Source organism: Clostridium sp. 19966 (genome assembly GCF_032335695.1).
In the GTDB taxonomy this organism is placed as follows: domain Bacteria; phylum Bacillota; class Clostridia; order Clostridiales; family Clostridiaceae; genus JACTOJ01.
This window is the reverse complement of sequence record NZ_JACTOJ010000041.1, coordinates 1-20,957: the sequence shown is the minus strand read 5'-3', so window position 1 is coordinate 20,957 and position 20,957 is coordinate 1. Positions and strand designations below refer to the sequence as shown.

Genomic DNA, 20,957 nt, shown 5'->3' with positions numbered 1-20,957 from the left:
GAACACGATGGTTAAACGCTGTATCGCCGAGAGTACTGCCCGGGTGACTGGGTGGGAGGGTAGGACGTTGCCAGGTTAAAAGCTACTAAGTTAATTCTTAGTAGCTTTTTTAGTTTAGGCTTATGCTTTAAACATACCAAAAAGAAAATGTCCTAAAATTTTTTACATTTACAATGTTTAATACCAACTTAACTATGGAATAAAATATGAATAAAATATTAGCATATTTTTACCGCATACAAATAAATAGTTGAATTACAGCATAAAAACGATGAAATATGTCGAATTTTTAGCAGATATTTGACATATTATGAAAATATATGGCTTGCAAACATTGATAAAAAATGTAATATATATTATATGGACAAAACACAATTATTTGAAGTTGGAGGAAAAGCAAATGAGATCTATAGGAATAGTTAGAAATGTAGATGAATTAGGAAGAGTGGTTATACCTAAGGAAACTAGGGATAAATTAATGATAAAAATAGGAGATTCATTAGAAATTTTTTATGATGAAACATCAATTTATTTAAGAAAATATGCCCCAGGCTGTACATTTTGCAACAATGTTAACAACATAAGAAAGTTTAGGGGAATATATATTTGTGATGAATGTTATGATGAGTTAGTTAATAAGGAATTTGCAGAAAAATAGAAATTTAATTTCTATTGCTTTAATAAGTATAAATGGGGCTTAAGGATAGGCAAGATACAGCCTATCCTTAAACCCTTTTAATTTTTATAAGGAATGTTTTAAATCAGTGTAAAAATCAATGCTGATTTAAAAGAAGAACATAAAAATAAGGTTATATAGTAAATATGGAAAAAATATTATTGTACAATTTAAATAAGATTGAAGAAAGTAATAAAGAATCTATAAAAAACGACGATAATATAAAATATATAACATAAAGTTACTTTTGACTTAGTAGGGGGATGTTTATGGATATTTCAAGTATAGGTTTTATGATATTTTCTTTTGTCGCATTAATAGGTGCATTCTTGTTAGAAGGTGGAGCACTTAGTGGTCTTCTTGGATTGCCGCCAGCCATGATAGTTTTTGGAGGAACGCTGGGTGCTGTAGGTGCGTCCTTTCCGTTAGCAGAAATTAAAAGAGCTCCTAAGATGATAGGAGTTATGCTAAAACCTAAAAAAGTTAACTTAGTTGAATTGATAATATTTTTTAGAGATGTATCTTATAAAACAAGAAAGAATGGGCTGCTATCAATAGAATCAGAGGTATTAACTAGTGATATAGATCCATTCCTTAAGAAAGGTCTTCAGCTGGTAGTTGATGGAGTTGAGCCGGAAACTATTCAGGGAGTCTTGGAGATGGATATTGAAATGACTTCTGAGAGGCATAAAAAAGGAGCTGCTGTATTTGCGTCTGCAGGCGGATATGCTCCTACTATGGGAATTATAGGTACTGTTATGGGACTTGTACACATACTTGCAGATTTGAGTGAGCCAGCTACTCTTGGGCCTAAAATAGCTTCAGGATTTATAGCTACTCTTTATGGTATATCTTCTGCAAACTTAATTTGGCTGCCTATAGCTAATAAGTTAAAGGCCTTGGATTCAATAGAGTATAATGAAAAATCGCTTATGATGGAAGCAATACTTCTTATACAATCAGGAACTAATCCTAACACATTAGTTGAAAAATTAAAAGGATTTTTGGACAAAAAGCAAGTTGCTGAATTGGAGGCTGCTGGCAAGGGGAGTGAACAATGAAGAAAAAGCATGAGGAAGAAAAAGAAAATGAGGAACGTTGGCTTCTGCCCTATTCCGACTTTATGACTTTGCTTACCATATTTTTTATTGTTATGTACGCTCTTAGTACAGTTGATAGTGCTAAATTTAAAGCTTTATCAGAATCATTAAAAGGTGCTTTGGGAAAAGGAAGCACTGTTATAAGCATATCGGATACAGGACCAGGATCTACTAACAACAAAGGAAACATAACTAATACTACAAATACAACTAAAACTGTTAAAAGCGATGCAGAAAAAGCCGCAGAAGCTGCAGCTGCAGCAGAGAAAGCAGAACAAGATAAATTACAAGAACTAAAAAAACAGGTTGATAAGTACATGGCAGATAATGGATTACAGCCTGTAGTGTCTACAGAAATAAATGAAAGAGGTCTTGTAATCAGTCTTAGAGATTCAGCGTTTTTTGATTCAGGACAAGATGCTGTAAAAACAGCATATGAAAATCAAATAATTACCATAGCTAAGATTTTAAATCAAATGGGAAACAATATGAGAGTAGAAGGTTATACTGATAATGTTCCTATAAGCAATAATAAATTCAAGTCAAACTGGCAATTATCAGCGGCTCGTGCTACAAATGTAGTAGAGCTTGTAATCAACAAAGCAGGAGTTGATGCTAATAAAATATCAGGTGGTTTCTATGGAGAAACTAGACCAGTAGCTGATAACAATAGCGAAGATGGAAAAGCTAAAAACAGAAGGATTGATATAGTAGTTCTAAGCAGCAAATATAACTCTTTGGAAAATGGCAAATAAAAAATAACTCCTCTGCCTTTATTATTTAAAGGAGAGGAGTTATTTTTTATTCTTTATGCAGGTGATATGGGAAAGTAGAAATAACTACATTCTCATGTCTAAGCATGGTTTCTCTGATTATAAAACTTGTGTGATTATGAAGAATCTGACCATACCACTTATGGGTTATAAATTGTGGAAGCAGCACTGTTATTTTTTCGTTTTCTGCAGCTGCATCAGCAATAGCATCTATGTAACTTATAAGAGGGTTTATAACAGCTCTATAGGGTGAATATTTAGCTACTAACAGTATATCAGTATTTAATTCACTCCACTTAATTTTAAGCTTTTCAAGGGCATCTTTATCTGGAGATACATTAAGAGCTATTACATCCGGTGTCAAGCTCCTAGCGTACTGTAGGGCACCTAAAACCGCTTTATTTAAACTTGCTATAGGAACTACATAAATGTGATTATATTTAGCTTCTAAGTTTAGGGACTGAACATATTCTTTAGTCACTCTAAGATCTTCAGCTACAAGATTGTAATGTTTTTTAATGGCCAGCATTATAAGAACTATTATAGGTATAAGTAGTATAACAATCCAAGCGCCTTCATCAAATTTTATACTTCCAATTATTATAGTAGTAACCAATGTTACCACTGCACCAAATCCATTTATTAAAGAACGAGTTTTCCAACCTGCGTCTTTACACTTTCTCCAATGAATTACCATTCCGGTCTGAGCTAAGGTAAAGGATAAGAAAACACCAACTGAATATAAAGGAACTAATAGATGTACATCTGCATCAAACAATATTACTAATATACAAGCTACGAAAGAAAGAGAAACTATACCGGTTGAAAAGCTTAGTCTCTTTCCACGAGTGGTAAATTGTCTTGGAGCAAAACCATCTCTGCCTACTACATACATGAGCATTGGAAAACCTGTAAAGGCTGTATTACAAGCCATGAATAATATAACAGCAGTAGTGAATTGTATTAAATAGAACATAAAGCTTCTTCCACTAAATACACCATAGGCCAATTGTGAAAGCACAGTAGCCTGTTCACCAGGTATAGCATGATAAAATCTTGTAAGTAATGAGGAACCGCCAAATATAAATAAAATAAGGGTAGAAAGACATACCATGACTATTTTTGCGTTTCTCTGAGCTGGATCCTTAAAATTTGGAACAGAATTACTTACTGCTTCAAGTCCAGTAAGAGCAGAACATCCTTGTGAGAAAGCTCTTAAGACTAAAAATAAGCTTATATCTCCGCTAGCTTTCATTGATATAGTGTACATGGATGGCGAAGATATTCCCAAAGCATGTTTAATTAATCCAAATATTATCATGAAAATCATACTGAATATAAATAAATAGGTCGGAATACTGAATATTTTAGAAGATTCACTAACACCTCTAAGATTAAGGATAGTTAATACAATAATAAGTATGATAACCAGAGGTATCTTATAGGGATAAAGTGCTGAAAATGCTGAAGTAATAGCGGCTATACCACTACTGGCGCTAACTGCAACTGTCAATATGTAATCTATCAGCAGAGCAGCTCCAGCAATTAGTCCAGAATGAACTCCTAGATTTTCTTTTGCAACTATGTACGCTCCTCCACCTTGAGGATAAGCTTTTATAATTTGTATATAAGAAATAGTTAAAATGAGTAATAATCCTATTATCATTAACGAAATATAACCTAACCAAGTATATGCCAATAAGCCGATTACACCAACTAAAACTGACAATATTTCTTCGGCGGCATACGCAACAGATGATATGGCGTCGCTTGCCATAATAGCTAAGCCAAAAGGAACATTATATTTTTCCTGAGCATGCTGCTCATTAGATAAAGGCTCACCTATCAATGCATCTAAAAATTTTTTAATCATATGATTAACCTCCTAAATTCCTTAGACAGATAGAATAATTATAATATGTTTGGACATAATATCAATTTTATTATGTGACTTAAATTATTCATTTAAAGCATTTATTCCTAATGTATACGTATAAATTAACCTTAATCTTATCCTAGATAAGCAAAGATATGTTTATAAAATATTAATATGTAAAAGTTTTGTTAATTATGTATTCGATAAAAATCTCTTTTATAAATAACGATTTTAATTAATAAATTGATATTTAATAACTTATTATTCTTATATAATTTTATTAATTAAGTGTTTTTTAGCAAAGGGAGTATTAACATAAGTACAATGTAAACGCTGTCTGTATCCTTCTAATTTGTTAAAATATGGTTAACTATAAAATAAAAAATAATTATATTTTAGAATATTAAAACATTTCAAAATATTATATAATGGTAGTGTATATATATATAGTATAAATTTTCAAATTATAAAAGCAGAATAATAAGGGGGGAAAAACATGCCAAAGAAAGAAATGATAGCAATGATATTAGCTGGTGGTCAGGGCAGCAGATTAAAATTATTAACCAAAAAATTAGCAAAGCCTGCAGTTCCGTTTGGTGGAAAGTATAGGATAATAGATTTTACCCTCAGTAATTGTACCAACTCAGGAATAGATACAGTAGGAGTGCTGACGCAGTATCAACCATTTATACTTAATTCTCATATAGGAATAGGAAGCCCTTGGGATTTGGATAGAAGAAATGGGGGCGTAAGCTTATTGCCACCTTACATGGAAGAAAATGGAGGTAAGTGGTATAAGGGGACTGCCAATGCTATATATCAAAATATTGAATATGTTGATTCCTATGATCCTGAATATGTACTTATATTATCCGGAGATCACATTTATAAGATGAATTATTCAAAGCTGTTAGAATATCATAAAGAAAAGAAAGCAGATGCCACCATATCAGTAATAGAAGTACCTATAGAGGAAGCCAGCAGATTTGGCATAATGAATACAAATGAAGAGAATGTGGTGTATGAATTTGAAGAGAAGCCTGAAAAACCAAAAAGCAATAAGGCTTCTATGGGAATATATATTTTTAATTGGAAGCTTCTTAAGAAGTATCTTCACGAAGATGAAAATGATAAAAACTCTAGCAACGATTTTGGAAAAAATATAATACCTAATATGCTTGACGATGGAAAAAAATTAATTGCATATCCCTTTAAAGGATATTGGAAGGATGTAGGTACGATAGAAAGCCTTTGGGAAGCCAATATGGATCTTATAAAAGATGATAATGAGTTAGACATACATGATAATAACTGGAAGATATATTCAGCTAACCCCATAAGGCCAGCACAATATATAGGAACAGATGCAAAAGTAGAAACTGCATTAGTAGTGGAGGGCTGTTTTGTGTTAGGAGAAGTAAAAAATTCTGTATTATTTCATGGAGTATATGTGGGAAAAAATTCTAGGATTATAGACTCTGTAGTAATGCCTAATTCCAAAATAGGTGATAATGTGGTTATAGAAAAAGCTATAATAGGATCTAATTGCATTATAAGAAAAGATTGTAAAATAGGTAGCCCATCAAAGATAACTTTAATTGGACAGGGACATGAATTGAAAAAAGGCACTATAGTGGAGTAGAGAGGAGGCTTAATATGCTAAAAGATTACATGGGTATACTTAATTTAAATGAAACTGAAGAGCTTATACAAAACTTAACAAGAAATAGAACTATAGCATCAATACCAGTGGCAGGAAGATATAGAGTCATAGATTTTGTACTTTCTAATATGGTGAACAGCGGAATACAGAATGTAGGAGTATTTACTAAAAGCAAATCAAGATCCTTGGTGGATCACTTAAGCGGAGGAAGACCTTGGGACCTAGATAGAAAAAATGGCGGACTGTTCGTATTTAATTTTGGATATGGAGATCCATCCATAGAAGATATTGATATGTATAAAAATAATATTGATTATCTTCAACTTAGCAAAGAGAAAAATATTATATTAGCAAGTTCATATATGATATGCAATATAGATTATGAAAAGGCAGTGGAATACCATGAAGAGTCGGGAAATGATGTAACTATCATTTATAAAAAGGCGGCTCACTGCACTACTGATTTTATAGATTGTGATATTTTGAATGTGGATGAAGAAAAAAGAGTGTTGAGCGCAGGAAAGAATATAGGCGTTCATGATGAAGCAAACATATGTATGGAAATGTATATAATGAAAAAAAGTTTATTTATAGATCTTATTTATAAATGCTTAACTACAGGAATATGCAGAAAAATAAAACATGCTATTTATAGAAGTCTAAAAGAATATACTGTTGGTGGATATGAATTTAAGGGATATCTGCAATGCATTAATTCCATTAAATCTTATTATAGATTCAATATGCAGTGCCTTGATATGAAGGTAATAAAGGAATTATTTTTTAATAATGGACTTATATTTACCAAGGTTAAAGATGAGGCTCCCACTAAATATTGCGAAGGAAGCAAAGTATCAAATTCTCTTATAGCTAATGGATGCGTAATCGAAGGAACTGTAGAAAATTGTGTTATATCCAGAAGAGTTGTAATTAAAAAGGGAGCTGTAGTGAAGAACTGCATTATAATGCAAAATGGTATTATTGAAGAAGATGCTCAGCTTTCAAACATTATTACGGATAAGAATATAAATATAGGAAAAGAGAAAGTGCTTAAAGGCGACGAGGAAATACCTTTAGTTATAGAGAAGGTAGATGCTTGGAAAAAATATTAATAAAAAAATAAATTTAGGAGTGATTATATGAGGATATTATTTGCAGCATCAGAGTCACATCCATTTATAAAGGTTGGAGGGCTTGGGGATGTAGCCTATGCTCTGCCTAAGGCTTTAAGAAAAATAGGTGTAGATGCCAGAGTCATAATACCTAAATATGGTGTCATAGCGGAAAACATGAGAAATTCCATGCAGCATATAGCAAGCTTTAATGTGCCGGTAGGATGGAGAAATCAATATGGCGGCCTTGAATATATGGAATATGACGGTGTTCCGTTTTATTTTATAGATAATGAATATTACTTCAAAAGAGATGGGATATACGGGTACTATGATGATGGAGAAAGATTTGCTTTTTTCTCCAAGGCTATTTTAGAAGCTGTAAGATACATGGGAGATTTTAAACCTGATGTGATACATTGCAATGATTGGCATACGGCAGCGGTAATACCTCTTTACAAGGCTTTCTTTCAATGGAATTATCCTTATAATAATATAAAGACTGTGTTCACTATACATAATCTTAGGTATCAAGGAGTTTTCGGAAAAGAAACCTTAGGTGACCTTTTAGGATTAGGGTTAGACTATTACGAAGAGGATAAAATGAAGTTTTATGATGCCATTTCATTTATGAAAGGCGCACTTAATATGGCAGATAGGATTACCACTGTGAGCTCAACTTATGCAGAAGAGATAAAGACAGAATATTATGGTGAGCATTTAGACGGACTGTTAAGATATCGATCCTATGATTTATGGGGAATAGTTAACGGTATAGATACAGATATATTTAATCCAGAGAAAGATGGAGAAATAGCTTATAATTTTAATGGAGATAAGCTGGAAGAAAAGCTGAAAAACAAAGAGGTACTTCAGAGCAAGCTTGGTCTTGCTGTTAATAAGAATATTCCTATGATAGGTATGGTAACTCGACTTGTAGATCAAAAAGGATTGGACTTAGTAGCTTGTGTTATGGAAGATATATTGAAGATGGAACTTCAGCTTGTAGTTCTTGGAACTGGTGACAGGGCTTACGAGGATATGTTTAGATATTTCGCATGGAAGTATCCTAATAAAATGTCTGCAAATATATTTTTCAGCAATGACTTATCAAAGATGATATATGCTTCCTCCGATATGTTTCTTATGCCTTCCCAATTTGAACCCTGCGGTATAGGGCAGTTAATATCACTAAGATATGGAAGTCTGCCCATAGTGCGAGAAACAGGAGGACTTAAGGATACCGTACATCCATATAACGAATTTACTGGGGAAGGTAATGGTTTCTCTTTCTCTAATTATAATGCTCACGATATGCTGTATACAATTCAGAGAGCTGTTCATTATTACTACGATGAGAAAAAGATATGGAACAGTTTGGTGAGAACGGCTATGTGGGAAGATAATAGCTGGAGTAAATCAGCCAATAAATATGTTGAACTTTATAATAGCATGATGTAGAATATTATCGTAATATCATGAATATTCAGAAAAATACTAGAGGTGACTGTTATGTATATAGATAAAGAAACGTTTAAAAGAGATTATAAAAAGAAAATCACCACTATGTTTTCAGAAGATGTAGAAGAGTCATCTGAGCTACATAAATATCAGGCACTGGCAGCTCTAATTAAGGAATATGCAGCAGAAAATATAGTGAAAACAAGAAAGCAGTATGTAGAAAAGCAAGAAAAGCAGGTATATTATTTCTCTATGGAGTTTTTAATAGGAAGACTTCTGATGAGTAACCTTATAAATCTAGGCATACAGGATGTGTGCGAAAAAGCTTTAAAGGAGCTTGGAATTGATTTAAAGGAATTAGAAGACCAGGAAACAGATGCTGGGCTTGGAAATGGAGGCCTTGGAAGGCTGGCAGCCTGTTTTTTAGACTCTATGGCTTCCCTGGGAATTGCGGGTAATGGCTGCGGCATAAGATATAACTATGGATTATTTGAACAGAAAATCATAGATGGCTACCAGGTAGAAATACCAGATAACTGGCTGAAGGATGGCAACATATGGGAAATAAGAAAAGAAAATAAAGCAGTAGAGGTAAGGTTCGGAGGCACAGTAGAGACAAAATATGAAAACAATAAGTTAAGCTTTGTTCACAAAAATTATGAGCCTATTATAGCAGTGCCATACGATATGCCCATAATAGGATACAAAAACAATACCGTGAATACCTTGAGACTTTGGAGTGCTGAACCAGTTGGAAGAGAATTCGATTTTTCATCTTTCAGCAATGGTGATTACAGCAAGGCTGTGGAATATAAATCTTGGGTGGAATCTATTTCTCAGATACTGTATCCGGATGATTCTAAGGTAGAGGGACGAATACTAAGATTGAAGCAGCAATACTTTTTTGTTAGTGCAGGCATGCAAAGCATAATCAGAAGCTATAAAAAGTTAAACCTTCCTATGCAAAGACTTGATGAACACATAGCAATTCATATTAATGACACTCATCCTTCCGTAGCTGTGGCAGAACTTATGAGAATTCTTGTAGATGAGGAAGGCATGTCTTGGGATGAAGCATGGAGAATAACAACTCATACTATGGCATATACAAATCATACTATACTTTCCGAGGCTCTTGAAAAATGGTCTGTAGACATGTTTAAAAAAATTCTTCCAAGAATATATATGATAGTTGAAGAAATAAATAGAAGATTTATTGAAGAGCTGAGAGCAAAGTATCCTAATGATGAGCAGAGAATAAGAAATATGGCTATTGTGCAGGATGGAACTGTTAGGATGGCGCATTTGGCCATAGTTGGAAGTCATTCAGTAAACGGTGTGGCAAAGCTTCATACAGAGATATTGAAAAAACAGGAGCTTTCTAATTTTTATAATTATTTTCCGGACAAATTTAACAATAAAACTAATGGAATAACTCACAGAAGATGGCTGATTCAGGCTAATCCAGGACTTACCAAAGTAGTTTCAAGTGCTATAGGCACAAAATGGATATATATGCCTACTGAGCTTAGAAGACTTATGAGTTATTCTAAGGATAAGAATTTTCAAGAAAAAATAGCCCAAGTTAAGCTTGACAATAAAATAGATTTCTCAAATTATATTAAAAATCACTATAACATAGATGTTGATCCTAATTCTATATTTGATGTACAAGTTAAGAGGCTTCATGCTTATAAAAGGCAGCTTATGAACTTGTTTAATATAATGGATCTCTATAATAGGCTGAAGGAAAATCCAGATTTAGATATAGTTCCAAGAACTTTCTTATTTGGTGCTAAGGCAGCTCCAGGATATTATCTAGCAAAGCAAATCATAAAACTTATAAATACAGTGGCTAATAAGATTAATAACGACATGTCCATAAAAGGTAAAATAAAGATTGTATTTTTAGAGAATTATAGAGTATCCTTGGCTGAAAAGATAATACCTGCTGCGGATTTAAGCGAGCAGATATCCACTACCACAAAAGAAGCTTCAGGAACAAGTAATATGAAGTTTATGATGAATGGTGCAGTTACAATAGCCACATTAGATGGAGCCAATATAGAAATTAAGGACGAGGTTGGCGACGATAACATCGTAATATTTGGAATGAGGGATTATGAAGTACTGAATTATTATAAAAATGGCGGCTATTCAGCTATGGAATGCTATAATAATGATGTGAGACTTAAAAAAATTATAGATTCCTTAATAGATGGCTCTCTTGGGGTGTCACCTAGCGAGTTTAGAATGATATATGATTCTTTGCTTTATCAGAATGATGAGTATTTTGTTCTTAAAGACTTTGATTCCTATGTAAATGCACAAAATAGAGTGGATGAGCTATATAAGAATAGAGCTAAATGGAATGAAATGTGCATATCTAATATTGCTAATTCAGGAGTATTTGCCAGCGATCATACCATTATGGAATACTCAAAAAATATATGGAATACCAAGCCTTGTATAATATTATAGTATGTTTGAAATTAAAAAGTGGCAAAAGCCACTTTTTATACTTCTTTAAGAGCTTTCCCTAGCTTTTGCCAATCTTCTTCATACATATTTTTAAAGGCTTCATTTCTGTTATATGTAAGTGCAGAAGGGTGATACATTGGAAATACATATTTTTTCAGACTGTCATTGAAAACTAGACTTCCATGACAGTCTCCTATGCTTTTGAAATCAGTAAGCCTTTTAAGAGGTATATTCCCTAAGGTTACTATGATTTTAGGGTTTGCTAGAAGTATTTCCTCGTCCAGTACACTTCTGAAGAGCTCCACCTCTGAGGTTTTTGGAGTTCTATTGCTTACGCTTTCCCTGCCATTTTTGCCTTCTTTTATTTTTATAGGTCTAAAAAAGCAGCTGTTGGTTATTCTTATATCTTTTCTTTCGATTCCTATGGTTTTCAAATATCCTTCGAAGGTTTTTCCGGCCATGCCGACAAAAGGCTTTCCCTGTTCAATCTCAGTTTTACCAGGCGCTTCTCCAACGAACATTATATCTGCAGGAATTGGTCCATCGCCAGTTATCCATCCGCCAGTGGGTTCCTCTTTATAATTCTCAGCTATATATTTTATTTTTTCTATAATCTCAGTGTATTTCATAATTAAAATCTCCTTTTTAGCCGCAAATAGGTAATTTTATTACTTGTATTATGCCATATAAATATTATTTTTCATACAAAAAGTTAATATAAGTGTTGTTCCATATGATTTTACGGAGTAGAATAATATAAAACATTTTTATGCGGAAGGAAGCAACATGGATAAACGAAGAATAAAGCTTTTTCTATTAATTATTTGGCTGATTTTAATATTTATGTTTTCCAATCAGCCAGCAGTGGTATCAGACGGGAATAGTCACTTTGTCATATACATATTTGATAAATTAGGCTTGAATATGGAGTCTGTTTTTGGGAACATGGCTGATTTTTTAGTAAGAAAAGCCGCTCATTTTTCAGAGTATTTTATATTGTATATTTTAATATTTAATGTGATGAGAGACGGATATACAGGGAAAAAACTATTTCTGCTATCACTTTTAGGAGTTTTTTTATATGCTTGCACAGATGAATTTCATCAGATATTTATTCCTGGAAGAACAGCTAAATTCAGAGATGTGCTCATCGATACTTCAGGAGGAGCAGTTTCTATGTGCTTAACATACTTGTTTTTATTATGGAAAAAATCTGTAAAGGTATATAATAAGTAATCTCTGAACTATGTTTTGGAGAACATATCCTCCCGAACTAAAGGAAGTTTTAAATCAGTGTAAAGATCAACACTGGTTTAAAACAGAACCTTATAATAAAGAAGAAAATATCCTGGAAAATCCCTCCAAAAGGGCAGTATGGATAGGAATTCTATCATAATCATCCACATTCACCTTTTGGCTTAAGCTTAAATCGTTCATAAACTGTGTTTCTAATTCTTCGGTTACCTCTTTATCATATATTAAAGCATTGATTTCATAGTTAAGTTCAAAGCTCCTTATATCCATATTGGCAGTGCCAACTGTGCTCACCTTTCCATCTATTGTAACCACTTTTGCATGAACGAAAGCCTTATCATCATAAAGGTAAATTTCAGCTCCGGATTTAGCTAAATCTGCAAGATAAGTTCTAGAGGCATAATGTACAATAACATGATCATAGGAGCCAGGAAATAAAATTTTTACATCTATTCCTCCTAGGGAAGCAATTCGTATAGCCTCCAATATATCATCACTAGGTACAAAATATGGTGTAGTTATATATATGTGATCTCTTGCCATAGTTATCATTTTCATGATAGCCTGTTCAATGGAGGGATATCTTGAATCTGGTCCACTCTTTATAAGCTGCATAAGTTTATTGCCGTTTCCGTCTACAGCTTTAAAATAATCCTTAAAGTCTTCTCCGTGAAAAGATGTTTTCTTATCGGCTTCTCTTATAGTAATATAATCATCTATAAAGACAGCCTGCAGGCCTAGGACAAAATCGCCCTTTACCATTAAGTGGGTGTCTCTCCAAAAGCCAAGTTTACCTTTCCCTAAATATTCATCACCTATGTTTATGCCTCCCACAAAGCCTACTTCACCATCGATTACAACAATTTTTCTATGATTTCTATAATTAATCTGAGTATTAATGGCTCTTAATAAAGGAGCTAGAAAATAAGAGTACTGTACTATTTCTATTCCTGCTGCTCTCATTTCTTTCAAAAAGCTCTTTTTAACTCGAATGGCGCCCACTCTATCCATAATAAAGCGAACTTTAACCCCTTCATTGGATTTTTGTATGAGTATATCTTTTATTTCGTTTCCTATGCCATCACTATTTACTATATAGTATTCCATATGAATGTGATGTTTAGCCCTTTTTAGCTCTTTTTTTAACGCTTTAAATTTCTCTTCGCCATTATTAAATATTTTAACTTCATTGCTAACAAATAAGGGAGATTCACTGTTGTTGGCTAGAAGTTCTATTAAAGGGAAATATTCCATATCAGAAAGCTTGTTTATTGCACTAAATATCAGCTCTTGCATATCAGGAGAAAAATTTGCTCTTAATTTATGTCTTTTCCAATTTCTACCCAAAAATACGTATAACACTATAGCCAAAGGAGGTATTATTATAAAAATCAGCAACCAAGCTATTGTTTTTTCAGGCTTTTTTCTTTCTAAAATAATAAGAGAAATAGAAAAAGCGGCATAAATAAAGAAGCCTATATAAAAAATAATATTCATAAGATATACCTCCAACAAAATTACTATGATAAAAGTATTTCATTATATTATTGCTCTGTCAATGAAAGTTAATTAATTTAACCCTTCTTGTTTTGGAGGAATATATGTTTTTAAATAGAATATGTGGTATAATTAACCTCTAGTAGATGATATAATGAAGGTACATGATTGATAGTGTAAATAATTATTTCACCAAAAAGCTTTAAGGATTCTAAGAATTTTTGTTAGTTTAAATATAAAATTTTGCTTAAAGCTTAATTAAATTATATATAAGGAGTGGAGAGAGTGAAGGGCAAAAAGCTATTTATTGCTGGAGGAGTATTGGCAGTAATCGCAGTAGGTTTGGCAGTGGTGGTTTTATCTTCAAGACCTAAAGTTAAACCAGCTGAAACCTTTAAGGCGTATCAAAAGGTTTGGGAAAAACAAGACTTTAAAGGAATGTATAATCTATTATCTGCAGATGCCAAAAAGAAAATATCCCAAGATGATTTTGTTAAGAGATATCAAAATATTTATAATGGAATAGAAGCTGCTAATATAAAAGTTAAATATGGTAATATAGATGACATAAAAGGTGAGAACAATCAAGCGGACATACCATTTTCAGTGAACATGGACACATTAGCAGGCAGTGTTCAGGTATCAAAATATGATATGAAGCTTAAGGAAGAAAAGGTTAATGATAAGGAAACTTGGACAGTTGACTGGAATCAAAAACTTATTTTCCCGAATTTGGGTGATAACGATAAAGTAAAAGTAAATGTAACAAGTGCCAAGAGAGGACAAATACTAGATAGAAATGGAAAGGCATTAGCTACAAATGGTACCTTGAATTCAATCATTATAATACCTAGCAAATTTAATACTGTAAAGGATAAGGCTGTACCTGAGATAGCTCAAATTCTTGGAATTTCTCAGGACACAATAAATAGTAAGCTTAAAAATGCAGGCAGTTCCAGTAATTATATACCGCTTGTTACTTTATCTGCTGATGATAAAGATAAAGCAACTAAGCTTACAGCCATAGATGGTGTTCAGTATATGAAGGTACAGGGCAGAATATATCCTGGAGGAGAGGCTTTTGGAAGTCTCATTGGATATACTGGAGCTATAACTGCCGAAGAATTAAAGGCTCACACCGGAGAAGGCTACACTGCTCAGGATAAGATAGGAAAAGCTGGCTTAGAACAGGTTTATGAGAAGAGGCTTAGGGGGCAAAAAGGCGGTGAAATCTATATAGCTAAGGATGGGAAAACTGATGACGCATCTAAAGAGGTAATAGCTAAGAAAGATGCCAAAGATGGAGAAGACATAACTATAGCAGTAGATTTTGATACTCAGCAGAAGATATATAGTGAGATGAAAAATGATGCTGGAGCTTCTGCAGCTATAAATCCTAAAACCGGAGAAATCTTGGCGCTTGTAAGCTCACCATCCTATGATTCCAATTTATTTTCTACATACATACCAGACAGCGTCAGCACTGCATGGAAGAATGCAGGAGATAAAGATCCTTTCAATAATAGGTTCAAGGCGGTTTATTCTCCAGGATCTACCTTCAAGTTAGTTACTGGTGCTATAGGCTTAAAAACCGGAGCAATAAAAGCTGATGATAAAATAGATATAAAGGGTACCTCCTGGCAAAAGGATAAAAGTTGGGGAAGTCATGTGGTTACTACACTTGAGGATCCAGGACGACCTATGAATCTTCAGGATGCATATGTGTATTCACACAATATTTATTTTGCTATGGCTGCTCTTAACATAGGCAAAGACAAGTTTGAAAGTGAAGCTAAAAACTTTGGAATAGGAGAAAAGCTACCTATAGATTACCCGATAGCACAATCTCAATTATCCAATAAAGGGCTGACCTCAGATGAACTTATTGCTGATACAGGGTATGGTCAAGGAGAAGTCTTGCTAAGTCCTATTAACTTAGCACTTATCTATAGTTCCCTTGCTAACAATGGAGATATGATGACACCAGTGTTAGAACTAAAAGGGCAAGTAACTCCTAAGGTTTGGAAGGAGAAGGCTATAGATCCTACTTATGTAAAGACACTTACAGATGATTTGACGCAAGTCGTGGAAAATCCTGCGGGAACAGCTTATACAAATCCTGCTGGAAGAGTAAAAATACTTGGTAAAACTGGAACTCCTGAATTAAAGCAAAATCAAAATGACAAGAATGCAGAAGAGAATGGCTGGTTTGTTGCCATGAATACGGATAATCCAAGTTTTGCTATAGCTATGATGATACAAAATGTTAAAAACAGAGGAGAAAGTCATTATGTTGTTCCTATTGTTAAGAGAATAATAGATGACAGGGTTAAATAGCAGGGAGTCTTTATCAATAATAAATTGCCGCAGAGCTATAAAAATTATGCGGCAATTTCTATTTTTCATATTGATATAGGCTGCGAAGAAATTTGAATAATTTTATAAAAAATTGTTGACAGTTTAAATTAATCTAATTATAATAAACTTTGTAATCCGTTAGAGATGGATTATGTGTATCTGGTGGTTATGGAACAGCTGTTACACCCGTTTCCATTCCGAACACGATGGTTAAACGCTGTATCGCCAAGAGTACTGCCCGGGAGACTGGGTGGAAGGGTAGGACGTTGCCAGGTAATGGATCTTTAGCTCAGTTGGTTAGAGCAACCGGCTCATAACCGGTCGGTCCGGGGTTCGAGTCCCTGAAGGTCCACCATTTGGGGGTTTAGCTCAGCTGGGAGAGCACCTGCCTTGCACGCAGGGGGTCAAGGGTTCGAATCCCTTAATCTCCACCAAATAAAAACCATGAACTTTTAGTTCATGGTTTTTTCGTTTTGTAAAATATTAAATAGTTTAAGATATTATAGGTTTAAGAACCCCAAAATTATTTTTTACTTGACATAGTAATGTCTAACTGTATATACTGTACATATACGGCGTACAGACTCTTTTGCAAAGGAGAAAGCAATGAGAATATTAATTTCAAATTCATCAGGAGAACCCATATATGAACAGATAACTAATCAATTAAAAAACCTAATATTTAGTGGGGACATAATGGAAGGTGAGTTGCTTCCATCCATAAGAAGCTTGGCTCAGGAGCTCAAGATAAGTGTTATAACAACCAAAAGGGCATATGAGGAATTAGAGAGGGAAGGCTTTATATATACGGTTCCAGGGAAAGGCTCATATGTGACTGAGCAAAACAAGGAGCTTCTTAGGGAAAAAAGGATGAATCTTATAGAGGAAAAGCTTATGGAAGCTATAGAGGAGAGCAAGCTTTTAAATTTAAGCTTGGATAATATAAAAGAAATGCTAGAGATTTTATATAATAATGAGGATTAATTTGTGGAGGTTACTATGGAAAATATTTTGGAGGTTAATAATTTAACTAAAGAGTACAAAGGCTTTAAACTTAACAACTTGAGTTTTAAACTTGAAAAAGGATATATCATGGGTTTTATAGGACCAAACGGTGCAGGTAAAAGCACTACAATAAAGCTTATAATGAATCTGGTTAAGAAAAACTCAGGCGATATAAAAATATTTGGTATGGATAATGTGCAGGCCGAAAAGAAGATCAAGCAGAGGATCGGTCTAGTTTATGATGAAAACTACTTTTATGAAGAATTGACTTTACTTGAGATGAAAAGACTAATAGCACCTTTTTATAGCAAGTGGAGTGATGAAACTTTTCATAAATATATATCTGATTTTAATTTGCCTAAAGACAAGAAAATTAAAGAGATTTCAAAAGGAATGAAAATGAAATATTCTCTGGCTATAGCTTTATCCCATGATGCGGATTTAATTATAATGGATGAGCCAACTTCAGGATTAGATCCTGTATTTAGAAGAGAGATGCTGGATATACTTTATGAAATAATTCAAAACGAAAATAAGGCTATATTTTTCTCTACACATATTACCACTGATCTTGAAAAGATAGCAGATTATATCACGTTTATAAATAAAGGGGATTTGGTATTTTCTGATACTAAGGATAATATACTTGAAAGCTACGGGATAGTGAAAGGAGATAATTCACTTTTAAGCTCTGAAGAAGAGGAAGACTTTATTAGCATAAGGAGAGGAAGCTATGGCTTCGAAGCTTTGACTAATAATATAAATAAGATAAAACGTAGATACAGAGATAAAGTATTATTTGAGCCAGCCAACCTAGAAGATATAATGGTTTATACGGTTAGGGGGAAGAAAAATGTATAATTTAGTGTTTAAGGATTTTTTGATACAGAAGAAAAATATATTAATATCCTTACTTTTAGCGTTAGCTTATACCTTCATGTTTTCATCTAAAATGCCAAGCTATGTAATTTATTTAGCAATACCTATAATGATAACATATCTATTAATGATGAATGCGTGTAATTACGACGATAAGAATAACTCTCAAATATTATTTTGCAGTATCCCTATAAATAGAGAAGACCTAGTGGTGGCAAAATATATAACTTCTTTTGCATTCTTTATCATGGGGATTTGTGAAGTATTACTCAGCTTCTATGTATTAGGAATATCAAATATAGTGCGTATAAATGGCGAAATAAAGCTTTCTTATATAATGATTGGCGTTATAATAATAGCAATTGGTTCCGCTGTTTATTATCCTATATATTTTAAGCTAGGATATGCAAAATCGCAGTTTTTTCTTGTAGCAATATTTTTTGCAGGCTTTTTTGGTCCAATGTTTATAGAAGAAATAGTAAAGTCAAATAAATTTGCATCAGTATTGGTGAATATATCGTCAGCACCTCAAGCAATACTTTATTCATTAGCTATAGCTATAGTATTAATTATCTTAATTATATCAATTTGGATTTCTATAAGAATCTATAAAGCAAAAGATTTGTAGAAAAAGCCGTGTTTTAAAGCAGTCTTAAAAATCATCACTGATGTAAAATATAATCTAACACTAACACAAATAAAAAAGCAAAGAATGTCAAGAAAGTAGTACTGGAATTATATATAATTTATATATAGCTTTTATGAATGGAGGTTTGCCATATGGATTATAGCCATAGGATTCAGGAATCGGTTGATTACATTGAGAAAAACCTGACAGAAAAAATAGAGCTGGAGGAGTTATCAAAAAAGGCTTTTCTTTCTAAATATTATTATCATAGAATCTTTCATGCACTAGTAGGAGAAGCGGTTATGGAATATATAAGGAAGAGGCGGCTAAGCGAAGCTGCTAAGGATTTACTTGAAAGCAAGGATAAGATCTTAGATATAGCATTAAGGTATCAATTTGGTTCACAAGAAGCTTTTACAAGAGCCTTTAAGAAAATGTTTCAGGTATCTCCTAAGGAATTTAGAAAGAATGAAGGGAAAATTCTATTATATAAAAAGTATAGCGCAATCAGCTCAAAGGATATAAAACCATCAATGGAAAGCTCTATTTTCATGGCGGCTTAAGTTCTAATTCAAGGCTCTGTTTTAAGTGAGGCTTATTTTCAATGCTTAATTTTCTTAAAACATGGTCTGATTTAAGAGTGAGAGGTGATAGTATGAGTTACGTTCCAGTAGTTATTGAACAGACTAACCACGGAGAAAGATCTTACGACATTTATTCAAGACTTTTGAAGGATAGAATTATAGTTTTAAGTGATGAAATAAATGATGCTACTGCAAGTATTATAATAGCTCAGATAATTTTCTTAGAATCACAAGATCCAGATAAGGATATAATTTTTTATATAAATAGTCCTGGAGGATCAACTACAGCAGGGCTTGCCATATATGATACTATGCAGTATGTAAGATGTGATGTGTCTACTATATGTATAGGTATGGCAGCTAGTATGGCATCTGTGTTACTTGCTGCGGGAGCTAAAGGGAAAAGATATGCACTTCCTAATAGTGAAATAATGATTCATCAGCCATCTATTTCAGGAGGACTAAAGGGGCAGGCCACGGATATAAAAATATATGCAGACAGGATACTTGCTACCAAAAGAAAATTTATTGAGATATATAATGAAAAAACAGGGCAGCCCTTGGATAAGCTAGAAAGAGATATGGAAAGAGATAACTTTATGTCTTCGGAAGAAGCTAAGGACTATGGAATAATTGACAATATATTGGAGAAAAATATATAGCAGTTTACATTGACTAAATAAGAAAACAGCGCAAAATTGATTACAGCGCTGTTTTTTATATTTTATTTACATTCTATTTTTAACCAGTAACTCTTAATTATCTACTTTTAGTTTTTGCTTAGATAAACAAGTGTTTATTTAGCTATTAACAAGATATGATTTTGATATGAACCTTTCTTATACGGGGACCATCAAATTCACAAAAATATATGCCTTGCCATGTACCTAATAATAATTTACCATTAGAAATTATTAAGGTTTGACTAAAACCGAAAGTGGAAGCTTTCAAATGTGCGTGAGAATTACCCTCAAAATGTTTATAGTCACCATGAACAGGGTAAATCTTATCTAATCCATAAATTATGTCTCGAACAACATCAGGATCAGCATTTTCGTTTATTGTTATGCCAGCAGTGGTATGGGGGCAAAAAATAATTGCTAAACCATCCTTGATTTCATTCTTCCCAATTATATTGTTTATGTCATTAGTTATATTTATAAATTCATCGGATTTTTTTGTTTGTATCTGAAAATCATAAATTTTAGAGCTCATATGCAAATGCCTCCTTTCTCTTTAGATATATTATATCATATATAAAATGCATATTTTTAATGGGGACAGGGCTCTACTAGAAGTTCAAGCTTCGAAGCTGAGACCTGTTCTGGTTGTTTCTGGAATAAATTTTTTTATAAATTTATAGAAAAAATTGACTTTTTCTTATTTATAAATTACTTGAGTCAGTACTCTTCGGGACAGTCAATAGCCCTAGACACTGCATAAGCTAATTGACTGTCCTGCTTCAAAAACGTAGAATTTTCAGCAAATCTTTATAAACACAACCTGGTGTATCAATATGTTAAAAATGGCGAAAAAGATAGAAAAAGAAAGTATAAAGAGATTAGTTAAAATATATAAACTATAATAAATATGGAGAATATATTAAACCG

General features: G+C 33.1%; 18 protein-coding genes, 2 tRNA genes and 1 rRNA gene. 17 read left to right on the top strand and 4 right to left on the bottom strand.

All coding sequences use genetic code 11. The features are described 5' to 3' along the window. The first annotated feature begins 400 nt into the window (after positions 1-400). From IAI10_RS23055 to IAI10_RS23045, 3 genes are all read left to right on the top strand, one after another. Positions 401-658 (top strand): AbrB/MazE/SpoVT family DNA-binding domain-containing protein, encoded by a 258-nt coding sequence (locus tag IAI10_RS23055; protein WP_315675670.1) that lies wholly within the window; start codon positions 401-403, stop codon positions 656-658. 287 nt (positions 659-945) lie between these two features. Then, entirely contained in the window at positions 946-1,737 is a 792-nt protein-coding gene (locus IAI10_RS23050; RefSeq protein ID WP_315675669.1) for a flagellar motor protein, read from the top strand. After that, entirely contained in the window at positions 1,734-2,531 is a 798-nt protein-coding gene (locus IAI10_RS23045) for a flagellar motor protein MotB (protein WP_315675668.1), read from the top strand. The genes IAI10_RS23050 and IAI10_RS23045 overlap by 4 nt, the downstream gene beginning before the upstream one ends. Before the next feature lie 46 nt (positions 2,532-2,577). Here IAI10_RS23045 and IAI10_RS23040 read toward each other — a convergent pair whose 3' ends face one another. Next, on the bottom strand, positions 2,578-4,422 hold the full coding sequence (locus IAI10_RS23040; protein ID WP_315675667.1) for an APC family permease: 1,845 nt from the start codon (positions 4,420-4,422) through the stop codon (positions 2,578-2,580). Positions 4,423-4,921: 499 nt separating this feature from the next. Here IAI10_RS23040 and IAI10_RS23035 point away from each other — a divergent pair, with 499 nt between their 5' ends. The 4 genes from IAI10_RS23035 to IAI10_RS23020 are packed head-to-tail and all read left to right on the top strand — an operon-like array spanning position 4,922 to position 11,142. Continuing rightward, positions 4,922-6,067, top strand: a complete 1,146-nt coding sequence (locus IAI10_RS23035) for a glucose-1-phosphate adenylyltransferase (RefSeq protein ID WP_315675666.1) — start codon at positions 4,922-4,924, stop codon at positions 6,065-6,067. A gap of 14 nt (positions 6,068-6,081) precedes the next feature. Continuing rightward, positions 6,082-7,200: a glucose-1-phosphate adenylyltransferase subunit GlgD gene (glgD, locus tag IAI10_RS23030; protein ID WP_315675665.1), complete on the top strand. Its 1,119-nt coding sequence runs from the start codon at positions 6,082-6,084 to the stop codon at positions 7,198-7,200. A 27-nt stretch (positions 7,201-7,227) separates the two neighbouring features. Continuing rightward, entirely contained in the window at positions 7,228-8,661 is a 1,434-nt protein-coding gene (gene glgA, locus IAI10_RS23025) for a glycogen synthase GlgA (protein ID WP_315675664.1), read from the top strand. A gap of 51 nt (positions 8,662-8,712) precedes the next feature. Further along, complete coding sequence (locus IAI10_RS23020; RefSeq protein ID WP_315675663.1) at positions 8,713-11,142, top strand: glycogen/starch/alpha-glucan phosphorylase; 2,430 nt, start codon at positions 8,713-8,715, stop codon at positions 11,140-11,142. Between the two features lie 35 nt (positions 11,143-11,177). Here the strand turns inward: IAI10_RS23020 and IAI10_RS23015 are convergent, their stop codons facing one another. Then, complete coding sequence (locus IAI10_RS23015; protein ID WP_315675662.1) at positions 11,178-11,771, bottom strand: uracil-DNA glycosylase; 594 nt, start codon at positions 11,769-11,771, stop codon at positions 11,178-11,180. A gap of 157 nt (positions 11,772-11,928) precedes the next feature. Between IAI10_RS23015 and IAI10_RS23010 the strand changes: the two genes are divergently transcribed. Further along, positions 11,929-12,378 (top strand): VanZ family protein, encoded by a 450-nt coding sequence (locus IAI10_RS23010; RefSeq protein ID WP_315675661.1) that lies wholly within the window; start codon positions 11,929-11,931, stop codon positions 12,376-12,378. Between the two features lie 90 nt (positions 12,379-12,468). On the opposite strand, the gene cls is transcribed toward IAI10_RS23010, so the two are convergent. Continuing rightward, complete coding sequence (gene cls / locus IAI10_RS23005; RefSeq protein WP_315675660.1) at positions 12,469-13,893, bottom strand: cardiolipin synthase; 1,425 nt, start codon at positions 13,891-13,893, stop codon at positions 12,469-12,471. Positions 13,894-14,178: 285 nt separating this feature from the next. On the opposite strand from cls, the gene IAI10_RS23000 reads away from it, so the two are divergent. The 9 genes from IAI10_RS23000 to IAI10_RS22960 all read left to right on the top strand — a co-directional run bounded on the left by IAI10_RS23000 (position 14,179) and on the right by IAI10_RS22960 (position 20,009). Beyond that, positions 14,179-16,230, top strand: coding sequence for a penicillin-binding transpeptidase domain-containing protein (locus IAI10_RS23000; protein WP_315675659.1), 2,052 nt, complete (start codon positions 14,179-14,181; stop codon positions 16,228-16,230). A 179-nt stretch (positions 16,231-16,409) separates the two neighbouring features. After that, a 5S ribosomal RNA gene (gene rrf / locus IAI10_RS22995) occupies positions 16,410-16,526 on the top strand. 3 nt (positions 16,527-16,529) lie between these two features. Next, positions 16,530-16,606, top strand: a tRNA-Ile gene (locus IAI10_RS22990). Positions 16,607-16,609: 3 nt separating this feature from the next. Then, positions 16,610-16,685, top strand: a tRNA-Ala gene (locus tag IAI10_RS22985). A 172-nt stretch (positions 16,686-16,857) separates the two neighbouring features. Further along, positions 16,858-17,235, top strand: coding sequence for a GntR family transcriptional regulator (locus IAI10_RS22980; protein ID WP_315675658.1), 378 nt, complete (start codon positions 16,858-16,860; stop codon positions 17,233-17,235). Between the two features lie 15 nt (positions 17,236-17,250). Then, a complete protein-coding gene (locus IAI10_RS22975) occupies positions 17,251-18,117 on the top strand; it encodes an ABC transporter ATP-binding protein (protein WP_315675657.1) in 867 nt (288 codons plus the stop codon). Continuing rightward, on the top strand, positions 18,110-18,763 hold the full coding sequence (locus tag IAI10_RS22970; RefSeq protein WP_315675656.1) for an ABC-2 transporter permease: 654 nt from the start codon (positions 18,110-18,112) through the stop codon (positions 18,761-18,763). Before IAI10_RS22975 ends, IAI10_RS22970 begins: the two co-directional genes overlap by 8 nt. 152 nt (positions 18,764-18,915) lie before the next feature. Further along, entirely contained in the window at positions 18,916-19,326 is a 411-nt protein-coding gene (locus tag IAI10_RS22965; RefSeq protein ID WP_315675655.1) for an AraC family transcriptional regulator, read from the top strand. A gap of 92 nt (positions 19,327-19,418) precedes the next feature. After that, positions 19,419-20,009, top strand: a complete 591-nt coding sequence (locus tag IAI10_RS22960; RefSeq protein ID WP_315675654.1) for an ATP-dependent Clp protease proteolytic subunit — start codon at positions 19,419-19,421, stop codon at positions 20,007-20,009. Between the two features lie 145 nt (positions 20,010-20,154). Here IAI10_RS22960 and IAI10_RS22955 read toward each other — a convergent pair whose 3' ends face one another. Next, positions 20,155-20,562 carry a secondary thiamine-phosphate synthase enzyme YjbQ gene (locus IAI10_RS22955; protein WP_315675653.1) on the bottom strand — a complete coding sequence of 136 codons (408 nt, stop codon included), beginning with the start codon at positions 20,560-20,562 and terminating at the stop codon, positions 20,155-20,157. Between the last annotated feature and the right edge of the window lie 395 nt (positions 20,563-20,957).